This window comes from Membranihabitans maritimus (assembly GCF_021729145.1).
GTDB lineage: Bacteria > Bacteroidota > Bacteroidia > Chitinophagales > Saprospiraceae > Membranihabitans > Membranihabitans maritimus.
Genome location: NZ_JAJSLW010000017.1, coordinates 100,932 through 114,834, shown reverse-complemented (window position 1 = coordinate 114,834; position 13,903 = coordinate 100,932). Strand labels below are relative to the sequence as shown.

8 protein-coding genes are annotated in these 13,903 nt (G+C 38.4%); 3 read left to right on the top strand and 5 right to left on the bottom strand.

Features of this window, described 5'->3' with window-relative positions; genetic code table 11:
• Window positions 1–76: 76 nt before the first annotated feature.
• The gene (locus LVD47_RS18155; protein WP_236979455.1) at window positions 77–2,341 is read right to left on the bottom strand and encodes a TonB-dependent receptor; all 2,265 of its coding nucleotides are present in this window, start codon (window positions 2,339–2,341) and stop codon (window positions 77–79) included.
• A gap of 197 nt (window positions 2,342–2,538) precedes the next feature.
• Between LVD47_RS18155 and LVD47_RS18150 the strand changes: the two genes are divergently transcribed.
• A complete protein-coding gene (locus LVD47_RS18150; protein WP_255785288.1) occupies window positions 2,539–2,694 on the top strand; it encodes a YqaE/Pmp3 family membrane protein in 156 nt (51 codons plus the stop codon).
• 44 nt (window positions 2,695–2,738) lie between these two features.
• Here the strand turns inward: LVD47_RS18150 and msrA are convergent, their stop codons facing one another.
• The 3 genes from msrA to LVD47_RS18135 form a co-directional block, all read right to left on the bottom strand.
• Complete coding sequence (gene msrA, locus LVD47_RS18145) at window positions 2,739–3,395, bottom strand: peptide-methionine (S)-S-oxide reductase MsrA (RefSeq protein WP_236979453.1); 657 nt, start codon at window positions 3,393–3,395, stop codon at window positions 2,739–2,741.
• A gap of 98 nt (window positions 3,396–3,493) precedes the next feature.
• Window positions 3,494–6,841 (bottom strand): methylmalonyl-CoA mutase family protein, encoded by a 3,348-nt coding sequence (locus LVD47_RS18140; protein WP_236979451.1) that lies wholly within the window; start codon window positions 6,839–6,841, stop codon window positions 3,494–3,496.
• Window positions 6,842–7,164: 323 nt separating this feature from the next.
• Window positions 7,165–8,313 carry an AI-2E family transporter gene (locus LVD47_RS18135; RefSeq protein WP_236979449.1) on the bottom strand — a complete coding sequence of 383 codons (1,149 nt, stop codon included), beginning with the start codon at window positions 8,311–8,313 and terminating at the stop codon, window positions 7,165–7,167.
• Window positions 8,314–8,585: 272 nt separating this feature from the next.
• Between LVD47_RS18135 and LVD47_RS18130 the strand changes: the two genes are divergently transcribed.
• Together LVD47_RS18130 and LVD47_RS18125 are read left to right on the top strand one after the other, a co-directional pair.
• Window positions 8,586–11,666, top strand: a complete 3,081-nt coding sequence (locus LVD47_RS18130; RefSeq protein ID WP_236979447.1) for a PVC-type heme-binding CxxCH protein — start codon at window positions 8,586–8,588, stop codon at window positions 11,664–11,666.
• Between the two features lie 43 nt (window positions 11,667–11,709).
• A complete protein-coding gene (locus LVD47_RS18125; RefSeq protein ID WP_236979445.1) occupies window positions 11,710–11,907 on the top strand; it encodes a hypothetical protein in 198 nt (65 codons plus the stop codon).
• A 299-nt stretch (window positions 11,908–12,206) separates the two neighbouring features.
• Here LVD47_RS18125 and LVD47_RS18120 read toward each other — a convergent pair whose 3' ends face one another.
• Complete coding sequence (locus tag LVD47_RS18120; protein ID WP_236979442.1) at window positions 12,207–13,880, bottom strand: M1 family metallopeptidase; 1,674 nt, start codon at window positions 13,878–13,880, stop codon at window positions 12,207–12,209.
• Between the last annotated feature and the right edge of the window lie 23 nt (window positions 13,881–13,903).

Sequence of the window (13,903 nt, the reverse complement as noted above, 5' to 3'; positions counted from 1 at the left end):
TTTTCGGGGTTTTATTTTATCTAAAATACAAATTAATATCCTGATAACCAAGTATTTGAGTTACTTCTGAATATCCCTAGTTAATGCTCCAATTTTCGAAATACATTTTTTTATCAATTCTCAGATCAATCCCCAGGCTATAATCATCACGCAATGAATTCACTCTGTCATAGTCGGGGATAGCCCTACCATTTACCTGCCAGGAGCTCACGAGATTCGATGACTCATCAAAAGGTGTAAGAGGAAGACCGGATTGATACCGAACTGAAATTCCTACCTCCCAATTTTTCCCAAATCGTTTCCCCCCTGCCATATTTACAATATGCCTGGCATCCCAACTACTGGGGCTCAGTTTTCCATATTTATTTTCAAACTTGCTCCATCCCAATGTATAGGACAAAATACCGTAAAACCCTTCGTAAAGCTTTTGCTGTAAAAATAGCTCAATCCCATATGTTTTACCCGTGGCATTTGAAATAGAAGGTTTGTTACCTACCACCCCGTAATTACCACCTAAATTAGCCAGAGCTATACTATCATCCAATAAAAAAGGGTAATTATCGTATTTTTTATAATACCCTTCTAGAGATATTTTGGTTGAATTTTTGGATCGCCATTCCAATCCAGCCACCCAATGGGTATTCGTCATATATTCAGTTCGGTCTCTATTCACTAAAGATCCATTAATTCTATATCCTAATACTGTGTAAGGGGGTAGTTGATAATAAATTCCTGTATTAGCATTAACTCTTATATTCTGCGATACCTTAAAAGACAATGATGCTCGTGGCGAAAACTGTTGAAAAGGATTTTCCATGAGATCAGAATAATTACTTCCACTTAATCGCATTCCTGCGGACAAATCCAACCTGTCCCCAAAATAGGAATTACTTATCTGTCCAAAAAAATCGTATGTCAAAAAAGAAATTTCAGATTCATAATCTACGACTTCTTCCCCCTGAGACGGAGTAAATATTTTAGCATAGCTATTTGTATTGTACTTTACCCACTCTGTTGAAATTCCATACCGAAGTTTATAGTCATTAATCGTCCTTAAGTCCTCCAAACGAAGCTTATTTTCTATTTCCTGGCTGCGGTAATCCAATATGAGGTTATCTTCCGAAGTATCATCATTTTGATAATATCTATAGGCACGATTATTCAGCATATTCCTGCTTAGTACAACTTGGCGATATCCCTGGTTGTGGTAGTTTTTATACACCAGCCCATTTGTATAATTCCATTGAGGGGCTACAGGAAGATTCTCAAGGAGGAATAGACTGGATTCATCATCACCCGCACTGGTATTCAATTCAAATTGATCAATCGCCCCTAAACCGATAAAAATCAATTCATTATTTTTATTTATTTGCGTCCTGGTTTTTATCTGAAAATCATTATAGGTAGGTAAGAAAGGTAAACCAATAATCTTAAACAAAAAAGATAGATACGATCTTCTGGCAGATAATAAAAAAGTGGTTTTTTCACCAAGCGGCCCCTCCAATGTCATACCTGCATCAGTACCGCTTATAGTGGCGCTAAAACCCAATCGGTCATTCCTTCCATTTCTTTGTTTGAGATCAAAAACAGAACTTAAAGAATTTCCCAGGTGAGCAGGAAATGCACCACTGTAAAAATCGACTTCACGAATGAAATTAACATTTATCAATCCATTGGAACCGCCACCTGCTCCCTGTGTAGCAAAGTGATTAATATTAGGAATTTCCACTCCATCCAGAAAAAATTGATTTTCACCAGGAGAACCTCCGCGGATTATAAGGTCATTGCGAAATCCTACTGTCGTCGTTACTCCAGGCAATGTTTGAACAACCTTCGAAATGTCTCTATTGGCTCCTGGATTCCTCCTAATCTCAGAGACCCCTATGCTGCGCAAACTCAATGGACTTTCTATTGGTTTTTGAAACGGGTCGGATTGAACAACCAGTTTGGACAATGCAACTCCAGATGGCTCCAACAAAAAATTCAAATTTGTCGGACGGGCAGAAGAAACTTCAATTTCACTTTTTACATCATCCTTATATCCAAGGTAAGATACTCTTACTGTATAAATGCCAGGTGATATTTCTAATAAAAAACTACCCGTGGAATCAGTACTTACCCCTTTCCCGGTTTCTGGAATAATAACATTCGCATATGGTATAGCATCATTATTGGTAGCATCTAAAACCTTACCTTTCATTATTGCCGTTTGGGCTTTCGCCGAAAAATCTGGCAAAAACATAAATATCAATGAACCAAATAAAAAAATCAATTGGGTTAACTTCAGTTCAAAACCTATGGTAATGACATTTAGAATTTTTGAAATAGTAATTCTATTCATGGAAATGGGGGCGTTATTTTATATGATAGTTTAGAATAGTTTCTTTCAATAAGAGCATCTTTCTTGCAGACAACTATTACCTGATCTATCATTGTAATGCTTAATCAGAAGAAGATGTTTTTAAAATCATTAGAATTTCTAGAATTATTTTAATTTAAATCCGTTATACTTTATACGCATGTATCAAAATTTATCCTATGTCGTTGCTGAATATAATATTATGTATCTTTTTGCCACCTGTTGCCGTATTCATGAAACACGGAGCGGGAAAAGCCCTAATAATTAATATTATTTTATGTTTGTTAGGATGGATCCCGGGTATGATCCACGCATTTTTCGTTACCAGTGAGTAAGTAGGTGATTTCCAGAATTCCTAAACAGAAAACCATAACAAAGGCTACTTTAATAACGATTTAAAGTTCTTTTCAAATTTTTCAACCTTTGGTTTTGTAACTTGCTGGATATAAGGATTCCCAGGATGGGCAGGATAATAATCCTGATGATAATCTTCCGCCGGATAAAAGATCTCAAATTCCTTTATTTCTGTAGCAATGGGTCTTTCAAATTTATTAGAACCTTCCAGGGTTTTAATATAATTTTCAATTTCCTCTTTTTCTTGATTTGAACGATAAAAGGCAATAGATCGGTACTGGGTACCGACATCAGGGCCCTGTCTATTCACTTGTGTAGGATCATGGGCACCCAAAAAAAACACCTCTAGCAATGTTTCAAACCCTACAATTGAAGGATCGTAATAAATCTGTATGGCCTCAGCATGTCCTGTCGTCCCCGTACCTATACTTTCATAAGTAGGATTATCCGTATCCCCTCCGGCATATCCTGAAACAACCCTGTCAACCCCCCGCACACGTTCGAATACTGCTTCTGTACACCAAAAGCACCCCCCTGCAAAAGTGGCAATAGATTCTCCCTGTTTTTGCATTAACTGTTGTTCAGTAGATTTAGTCGAAACAGAACTTTGTTCTCCTTTATCCTGACAATTTACTGCCAGGGCAAAAAGAGAAAACAATGCATATAAAGTTATGATTTTCATCTTTTTAATATTTTTTGAGATCAAATGAATGTGCCAGTGTCAAATTTAATTATTTTTAAATAAGGCTTTTAATTAAGAATATGTTATTGTATCCCTCCCTACATTCCTCTCCTGTATTTCCCTCCAACTTCAAATAAAGTGTCTGTAATCTGCCCCAGGGAGCAATACGGTACAATCTCCATTAGTGTTTCAAAGACATTTCCATTTTCCAGAACACTATTTTGCAACCTGGATAATGATTCAGGACATCTATCTATATTACGGGCCTTGAATGCATCCAGATTTTCAATCTGCCCATTTTTCTCATGATCAGTACTTCTTGAAATTCTTGCCGTATGCCCTTTGACTTCAATTGTATCTGCTAAAAAGGTATTCACTCCTATAATTGGGTAACTACCATCGTGCTTCTTTTGTTCGTAATTCATGCTTTCATCCTGTATCTTTCCCCTTTGGTACATTGTCTCCATAGCTCCAATTACACCGCCCCTTTCTGACAGCCTGGTGAATTCAGATAAAACAGATTCTTCGACGAGATTTGTCAATTCTTCAACAATAAAAGCCCCCTGGATTGGATTCTCATTATAATTAAAGCCCAGTTCTTTATTTATAATCATTTGAATAGCCATTGCTCTTCGGACACTTTCTTCCGTTGGAGTAGTTATTGCTTCGTCATAGGCATTAGTATGCAGGGAATTACAATTATCATATATTGCATACAAGGCTTGTAACGTAGTTCTAATATCATTAAAAGCCATTTCCTGTGCATGCAGAGACCGACCTGAAGTCTGAATGTGGTATTTCAATTTTTGCGATCGCTCGTTTCCGCCATATTTATACTTTATAGCCTTTGCCCAAATCCTTCTGGCAACCCTTCCAATCACACTATATTCGGCATCGAGCCCATTACTAAAGAAAAAGCTAAAATTTGGGGCAAATTCATCAATTTTCAACCCTCTGCTAAGATAGTATTCTACGTAGGTAAATCCGTTGGCCAAGGTGAAAGCCAATTGCGTAATCGGGTTGGCACCGGCTTCCGCAATATGATAACCGGAAATAGAAACACTGTAAAAATTGCGAATCCTTTCCCGGGAAAAAAACAGCTGCATATCCCCCATTACCTTGAGTGAAAAATCGGTAGAGAAAATACAGGTATTCTGCGCCTGATCTTCTTTCAAAATATCAGCCTGTACCGTACCCCGAACTTTTGCTAAGGTATCCATTTTAATATTCTCATATACTTCGGGTGGTATCATTTCTCTCCCATTGGTTCCCAGCAAAAGTAATCCCAGGCCATTATGCGTATCGGGCAACTCCCCTGTATATTCAGGTTTCTTCAAGTTCTTTTGTTCAAATTTTTCTTTGATTAAACTTTTTACTTTTTGCTTGTCCCCTTTTTCAATTATATATTTTTCACATTGCTGGTCAATAGCAGCATGCATAAAAAATGCTGTAATAGCCGGTGCCGGGCCATTTATTGTCATACTGACAGAGGTCATGGGATCCGATAGATCAAAACCACTAAATAGCTTTTTCATATCATCAACGGAGCAAATGCTAACTCCCGCATTCCCAATCTTTCCAAATATATCAGGTCTACGATCCGGATCCCGGCCATATAAAGTAACAGAATCAAACGCAGTACTCAATCGTTTAGCCTTTTGCCCGGAAGAAACATAATGAAATCGCCTATTGGTTCGTTCAGGTCCTCCTTCTCCCGCAAACATTCGGGTAGCATCCTCCGTCGTCCTTCTGAAAGGATATATACCGGCCGTATAAGGGAATTTACCTGGAAAGTTTTCCTGGGACTGCCAATAAAGCAAATCTCCCCAATCACGGTAATTTGGCACTGCGACCTTAGGAATCCGGGTACCGGAAAGGGTTGTATTGAAAGTATTTACTTTGATTTCCCGATTTCGTACATTATATACAAATTCGTCTTCTGAATATTTATCTTTATCCTCTGGCCAGGACATAATTTTCACAAGACTTTCAGGATCTAACTGAGCTTTTATTTGATCAATCTTTCCATCCAATGCTTTCAAAACATCTTTATCCCCGACGATATCTCTTGTTTTTTCCAATGCCTGCCAATTACTTACTAAATTGGACTCGAGCTTGGCATCTCTATTGTAACTTTCAATCTTTTCCGAAATTTCACGTAAATATTGTTTTCGGGAAGACGGAATAATGGTCATACTTTTTCCAGAAGGCAAATTTTCCAAAGGTCTTTTTAGAAAATTATATTGTGCATCAACATTGATCCTTTTAATAAGTTCTGCAAACAATCTATTGACTCCCTCGTCATTAAATTGTGAAGCCCGGGTGGGGAAAACCGGCAATTCAGATTCCGGAGTATCCCAATCCAGGTGATTTCTTCTGTATTGTTTTCTTATATCACGCAATGCATCATCCGCGCCAGGTTTGTCCGATTTATTCAATGCTATACAATTAGCAAAATCAAGCATTTCAATTTTTTCCAATTGGGACGGGGCTCCGAATTCAGGAGTCATTACATACAGACTAACATTAGAAAAATCAACAATAATTGAATCATTTTGTCCAATCCCGGATGTCTCGAGGATAATCAAATCAAAAGAACCCTTTTTCATAAGGTGGACAACTCCTTCCAATTTTTGCGAAACAGCAAAATGGCTTTGCCGGGTGGCCATGGACCTCATATAGACATTCGGATGATTAATTGAATTCATCCTGATCCGATCACCTAACAATGCTCCCCCAGACTTCCTTCGCGAAGGATCCATTGAAATAATTCCTAATCTCACATCTTCATATATTTGAAGAAATCGACGCACCAATTCATCAACTAAAGAACTCTTTCCTGCACCACCAGTGCCTGTAACACCTAACACCGGTGTCTTTTTATCATTTTTATTTTGTCCCTCCAATGATTGCAGAAAAGACTGTATTTCAGCATGGTCCTCCTCAATCCCCGTAATGACTTTTCCCAATACCTGGTAATCCCTTAAGGAAGCCTCCAAATCATCAGTAAATACCAGCTGATCTCTTGGCATACACCGTTTAATCAGGTCATCTATCATTCCCTGGATACCCATTTCTCTTCCATCCTCAGGAGAATATATTTTCGCTATCCCATATTCGTGTAATTCTTGGATTTCTGCCGGTAAGATAACACCTCCTCCGCCACCAAAAATTTTAATATTTCCAGCCCTTTTTTCACAAAGAAGGTCTAACATATATTTAAAATACTCCATATGTCCACCCTGATAAGATGTAACGGCAATGGCATGGACATCCTCCTGAATGGCACAACTGACAATTTCTTCTACAGAGCGATCGTGCCCCAGGTGAATTACCTCTACTCCTGTAGATTGCATTACCCTACGCATAATATTAATAGCCGCATCATGCCCATCAAATAATGAAGCTGCTGTAACTATCCGGATCGGGTATTCTGCTTTACTCATATAATATTTCCTTACTTCAAGTATTTCAAGAAAATTTTTCTACTCCTAAATTATATACAACTTCATTAAAAAAGTTATAATATTTCAATACTGATTCTTCAAAAAATTTATATAATTTCAATACTATAAACATCTTATTGCTAATTTGACAATCAATCAAAATATTTATTAAATTAATAAGAATAATATTAGGATATCGTTAGACATTTACTTAGTTTTGCTAATACAAATGATTGCATCCGCATTTTATAATTCGGATGTTATTAATTTGGCCATGTTGATCTTAAGTGAGTATAATTTCAAGGGGGCCTTAAGAATTTTTCTTAAGGCTCTTTTTTATTGTCTTGCTTACTTTGTCGCGAGAGGTAATCAATAATTCTATATTTCTCCTGGTCGTACTCATTAAGAAACAGGTCTTTATTCTTGCTCAAGTCCTTATCCAAAAGCAAACCGAAAGGCTTCATCAATTCGATATGGTCAAATAAAATTCTAATTATTGCTATCACAGGCAAGGCTATTACCAAACCGGCAAGGCCCCAAATAAGTCCTCCGGCTACCATAGCAACAATCGATGCAAAAGGATTTAATTTCATTGTTCCTCCTACTACTTTCGGAGTAATTATATTTCCTTCTAATTGCTGAATAATTTGATATACTATAACTACCCCTATCGGTTTCCAAAGGGATTCCTCTGTAGCAAATGCATAAAAGAAAGGCAAGGTTCCTCCCAATGTAGTACCAATATATGGGAAAATAGTTAATACAGCTGCTATAGCCCCCCACAGTATGGGATATCCAATCCCCAACAACCACAGGCCCAAACTATTAAGTATGGCCAAAATTACCATTACTAATAATCTTCCAAGAAAATATTGTTGACTAACCTTTGTAATACTGTTCAGGAGGTCAAAAATTTCCTTGCGATTGCGTTTGGGGAATTGACTTATTATAAAATTTTTAAAAGCTTCCTTATATAGTAGTATAAAAAACATGTACACTATACAAATCAAACTTTGCAATAAAAATGCAGATGAAGAGGATATACCCCTCGAAAGAAAGGAGGATGGTAAGTCAACAATCAAAGCAATTTGGGAATCAATCCAGTCCCTTACAACTTCAGTACTCAAGTTGAATTTATCCGCAACAAAAAAATTGATTTTATTGATACCATTGGTCAATTGGGATTTGATCTCGGACAATTCCGAAAAAACCTGATAAATCTGCATTGAAAAAAAATACATGACCAGGCCCATAGATCCTAAGATCAATAAGAAACATAATATGATAGAGAGCCAATCAACTCGAACCAACTTCTTGAAAAAATGATATAAAGGCAACACGAGAAGAGACAAAAAAATTGAAAAAATAACGGGAATCAAAAACGTCTTACCGTATACTATAATCAAACCAAGGATTACCACTGAAACCAGGATACTACTCAACTTAGTCCAATTAATAGTCGTTTTTACCATGCATTCTCAATTTGTAAATAAATTAAAGAAAATATTTCCAATTATTTTTAAACCTATCTTTTCTTTCATCCAAAAATAGTACCATGATTTTTATAGCAGTAGTAAGATTCAATCTATTGTACGTAAAATTTTATTGATAACCAGAAAACCAACCAAAATATTACTGCAAAGACAAAATGAAAAAGTAAAAATCAAACAAGTGTATTTATAACAAATAATTTAAGATATTTGGTAATTTCGACACTATTAAGCATAGAAAACCAATTTGTATTATGGTATCAAATCCCCACACGAAAATTATCATTGTATTCCTTATCCTGATATCTATTTTTTTTACTTTTCTCAGTTGCGAAAATTCTGACGATACTTCAACAGCAAAACACCCGTATGAATTGTTGCCTGATGAAGAAAAACACCATTCCCAAAATGCAATTTCAGGACTTACAGTAGCAGATGACCTAAACATACAATTATTTGCATCGGAACCAATGTTGGTAAATCCTACCAATATAGACATTGATCACCGCGGAAGAATTTGGGTCTGCGAAGCCTATAATTACAGAAACTGGAGAACGGGAAAAGAACCCAGGAAAGAAGGAGACCGGATTTTAATTTTAGAAGACAATGACCGGGATGGAAAAGCTGATACGGAAAAAGTTTTCTACCAGGATCCCGAAATTAATGCCCCACTGGGGATTTGGGTAATGGACAATAGGGTAATCATATCTCAAAGTCCATATGTCTGGTTACTAACGGATGAAGATGGAGACGATAAAGCAGACAAAAAAGAAATAATTTTCCAGGGTATTAGCGGGGAGCAACACGATCACGGAATACACGCCTTTGTTTTTGGTCCGGATGGAAAATTGTATTTTAACTTTGGCAATGAAGGAAAACAATTACTCGACGCATCAGGGAACCCTGTAAAAAACAAATACGGAAATGTTATCGATTTTGAAAAATACAGACAGGGAATGATTTTCCGCTGTGACCCTGATTTCCAAAATCTTGAAGTCATGGCCCATAACTTTCGCAACCCTTATGAATTAGCAGTGGACAGTTATGGAAGTATGTGGCAATCGGATAATGATGATGACGGAAATCGCGGTACTCGTATTAATTATGTAATGGATTATGGAAATTACGGTTTCAGGGACGAGATCACCGGTGCCAATTGGCGTGTACCCAGAACTAATATGTCCGATTCCATTCCCTTCCGTCACTGGCATCTCAATGACCCCGGGGTAGTACCCAACCTCCTCCAGACATGGGCCGGGTCCCCAACGGGAATTATCCTTTACGAGGGCGATCAATTGCCCGAACGTTTTCGCAACCAGATGATCCACTGCGACGCCGGTCCCAATGTAGTCCGGTCTTATCAGGTAGAGACCAACGGCGCCGGCTTTGCGGCATCTGTCAATAACATAATAAAAGGTACCAGCGACCAGTGGTTTCGCCCATCGGATGTATGTGCGGCACCTGATGGTTCTTTGTTCATTTCGGATTGGTATGACCCCGGGGTAGGCGGACACCAGGTAGGTGATTTACAAAGAGGTAGGATTTATCGAATTAGTGCTATTGGAAATCAGAAGTATACCATTCCCGAATATGATTATTCCACTATCGAAGGAGCATTAGAAGCCCTGAAAAACCCTAACCTATCAGTAAGATACAGGGCCTGGAATAGTCTGAAAAGGGCTGGTCCTGAAGCCATTTCATCGTTACAAAGTGTTTTTGAAAATGCAAATACCAACCCCAGGTACCGGGCAAGATCTTTTTGGATCCTTTGTCAAACTGAAAATGTAGCTGAAGAAATTATTCCAAAGGCGCTTTTGGACCCCAATCCCAATATTCGCATAGCCGGATTGCGGGCCGTTCGACAATTTCAACCTGAAAAAATAGCAAGTACTGTTCAACAACTTTCGGAGGATTCCAACATTCAGGTGCTTCGCGAATGCCTCGTTGCCCTTCACGAAATCAGTGCCGATAAATCAAAAGATCTATGGGTTAGCCTGGCATCAAAATACAACGGTGAAGACCGATGGTACCTGGAAGCCCTTGGCATTGCCGCTAAAAATAAATGGGATATCATTTTCCCGCACTGGGTTCAACAAAACAATATTTCCAATAATTCACCATCCGAAGCCGAGAGGGATATCATTTGGCGGGCCCGTGCAGAAGCAGCATTGCCTTTTCTGACCAACCTACTTACGGAATCCTCCGTTGCGCTTGACGAAAGGCTCCGCTATTTCCGTGCATTGGATTTTCACCCGAACTCTCAAGCGAAATTAACTGAATTAGAAAAGTTGGCAATAAAAAACCAATCAAATAAAGAATTTATTTCAATCCTGCTACATCATATAGATCCTTCGATTGCAAAAAATTCTCATTCCATTCAAAAAGTAATCAATGACCAGCTGAGTCGAACAGAAGGAAGTCAGGAATTTATAGATATCGTATCTCGCTTTGACTTAAAGAATAATAACTCCCAACTTATGGAAATGGCTTTAAACGCCAACTCACCGGAATTAAAGAAAAATGCAACCGAAGTATTATTGAGGCAAGGTGGACTTACTTTACTAGCACAAAAAATTTCGCCTGATAATGAGAACCAAACGCTATCACTCATCCAAAGTACTTCTGAAATAGAAAATAAAAACCTTTCGGAATTGTATATACAAACCGCATTTGATGATCGATTCCCGGAAGAAGTACGCAAATCAGCTTTAAAAGCACTGGGAGGGTCTTCATCAGGGCAGGAAACAGCATTGGAATTATTGGAAAACGGTGAAGTAGAAGGAAACCTCAAACTGGCAACAGTCCAGGGACTGAGTCAATCAAAGAATAAAGCGGTTCTACTAAAAGCCGCGAAATACCTGGACTCGGATGAATTAGCTTCTTCCAGCCATCCCCCAATGGAAGAACTCCTTCAGATGGAGGGAGATTCTGAAGCAGGGAGATTTGTTTTTGATCAATATTGCGGGCTATGCCACGAGGACGGATCTACAGGTAATGATTTTGGACCAAAACTCTCTGATATAGGAAATAAATTGTCCAGAGAAGGGCAATATACGGCCATTTTCTATCCTAGCGCGGGCATAAGTTTTGGATATGAAGGAGCAGAAATTCAACTAAAAGATGGCTCAACGCTAAACGGGATTATCGTAAGTGAAACGGAAGACGAACTCATCGTTAAATTCCCCGGAGGCAATCAACAAACGTATAAAATGACCGATGTCTCTGAAATTAAAACCATGGATCTGTCTATGATGCCCGCAGGATTACAAAACACCATGGAGACCGGGGATTTAGTGAATTTAGTCGAGTACCTGATGAGCTTGAAAGGGGAATAAGGCTAAATAGAAATGTTTATAAATTACTTGAAAGTAAATAAGAGTGAATTGGTCCATCATAAAAAATGAAGAACAATACAACACGGCTTTGGAGAGATTGGATGAAATATTCCATTCCACTGACGATCCCGACCTCAGTGATGAATTTGACCTTTTATCTCTTCTGATTAACAAATATGAAGAAGAAAAATATCCAATCGAAGAAGCAGATCCCATACAGGTAATCAAAATGAAATTGTAATACATGGGCGACTTAAACAAAAAGACTTGATCGCCTATTTTGGATCCAAGGCTACCGCTAGTAAAATATTATCCTATAAAGCTCCACTAACACTATAGCATGTATCGTTATTAAGTAAAAAACTCAACCTCCCGGTAGAACTTTTATCTAAACCATATAAAGTGTCGGAATGGGGCTTTATGAAAAAATATCAGAAAGGAGTAAAGCGGGAACTTACCGATTAGACACTTCATTAACTTAGACCTCAAGGTGAAATACTATAGCATAGTAAAAACCCTTGAAAAAAATCATTAATTTTTCTATAAATCCTTATCCTCCCTCAAAAAGATGTAGGATTGATCGGGATTAATCCGAATATCTTTACCGGTTAGACCCAATACCCTTTTTAATTGGTTTTCCGGAAGAATCCTGGATATTTTTCCGTTGAGCCTTTGAATGGTAACGGGTAATCTAAAATTGTCATCCGTAAACTCCCAGCGATATAATAATTCATATCGAAAATTCTCTTCATTAAAATAATATTTCCAGTTGAGATGCGGGCTGACATTTTTATAGAGATAATGGTCAAAAAACCATTTGTAATCGTCCCCGGTTTTTTCATTTACCACGGCAATAAAATCTTCTGTGGAAACAATGGAATATTTGTGTCTTGAGTAAAAGCTTTTGAGGATATCAAAAAACACAGTGTCACTATTTATTGCATTGCGCAGCGTGTGCAGGATCAATGCCCCTTTGTTATAGGGATCGTTATCGGTTTTGTCCCAATAATTGACGTGATGCGGCCCGACTACCGGTTTTTCATCATTTATTCTCCAGGTTTTTCTTTCGATATACTCCAGGTAGGCCTCATATCCTTTTGTATGCTCTACATATAACGCTTCACTATAGGTAGCAAAGCCTTCGTGCAGCCATATTTCAGCAAAATCACTTACCGAAACCGCATTCCCCCACCACTCGTGGGCCGCCTCGTGAACAATTATATGGTCAAAACCCAGGAATTTTCGGTTCTTATACCGGTCTCCATATGCTATTGCTGTCTGGTGCTCCATACCCCTGTATGGGCTTTCCACCAGTTTAAAGCCTTCCCTCCACCAGGGATATTCCCCGAAGGTTTCTTCAAAAAACCGGATAACATCTACCGTTTGCCGGAAATGCTCTTTTGCCTTTTCCAGGTTCCTTGGCAAAACGTAGAAATCAAGGTCATATATGGTATCCTCTGCCTCATACGGAATGGTAAAATATTCGTAATTCCCTAGATATAAAGTCACATTATAGGAATTGATGGGATATTGGGTCTTCCACGTAAAAGTAGTTGTATTGTTACCATTCGTTTGATTCACTAATTTCCCGTTACTTACACAAAATAATCCTTCGGGAATAGTCACTTCCAACCTCACCGAATCCGGCTCATCTGACAAATGGTCTTTTACCGGCCACCAGATACTGGGACCGGAACCTTCGCAGGCAACGCCCACCCAGGGATTATGGTCTTTATCTTCTTCCCATACCATTCCGCCGTACCAGGGCGGCCGGGGCGCTTCTACCGGATGGCCGGAATACCGTACTTCCAGTACCACATCTTGTCCTTTGCGAATGGTATTGTCAAACTCAATAAAAACGGCGTTGTGTTTCCTATGGTGTCGAAGCGAATCAGCCCCATAATAAATCCCGTCAATCGCAAGGTTTTCATACAGGTCAATCTGGATGGTATCCAGATCATCAACAGCGGTAAAGTGTATAGCCACTTCCCCATCGAGAAATTGATTTTCGATATCCACTTCCAGGTCCAGATCGTAATAATATACATCGAATGAACTTCTATACCTCGAAAGCGTACCAATAAGGGAGTCAGCCTCAGTAAATTCAGGATACGCTTCTTCCCTATCAAAATGGTGGGTAGCAAGGTGTTTTTTGGTAGAACAGGAAGTAAGCAATAAAAACACCCCGATTAATAAGAAGAATCTGTTTGTCATTTTTGTTTTGTTAAAATATTGCA

What these genes read in the sequence shown, in the direction of transcription:
- LVD47_RS18155 (WP_236979455.1), bottom strand. Translation starts at nt 2,341, where the DNA reads ATGAATAGAATTACTATTTCAAAAATTCTAAATGTCATTACCATAGGT.
- LVD47_RS18150 (WP_255785288.1), top strand. Translation starts at nt 2,539, where the DNA reads ATGTCGTTGCTGAATATAATATTATGTATCTTTTTGCCACCTGTTGCC.
- msrA (WP_236979453.1), bottom strand. Translation starts at nt 3,395, where the DNA reads ATGAAAATCATAACTTTATATGCATTGTTTTCTCTTTTTGCCCTGGCA.
- LVD47_RS18140 (WP_236979451.1), bottom strand. Translation starts at nt 6,841, where the DNA reads ATGAGTAAAGCAGAATACCCGATCCGGATAGTTACAGCAGCTTCATTA.
- LVD47_RS18135 (WP_236979449.1), bottom strand. Translation starts at nt 8,313, where the DNA reads ATGGTAAAAACGACTATTAATTGGACTAAGTTGAGTAGTATCCTGGTT.
- LVD47_RS18130 (WP_236979447.1), top strand. Translation starts at nt 8,586, where the DNA reads ATGGTATCAAATCCCCACACGAAAATTATCATTGTATTCCTTATCCTG.
- LVD47_RS18120 (WP_236979442.1), bottom strand. Translation starts at nt 13,880, where the DNA reads ATGACAAACAGATTCTTCTTATTAATCGGGGTGTTTTTATTGCTTACT.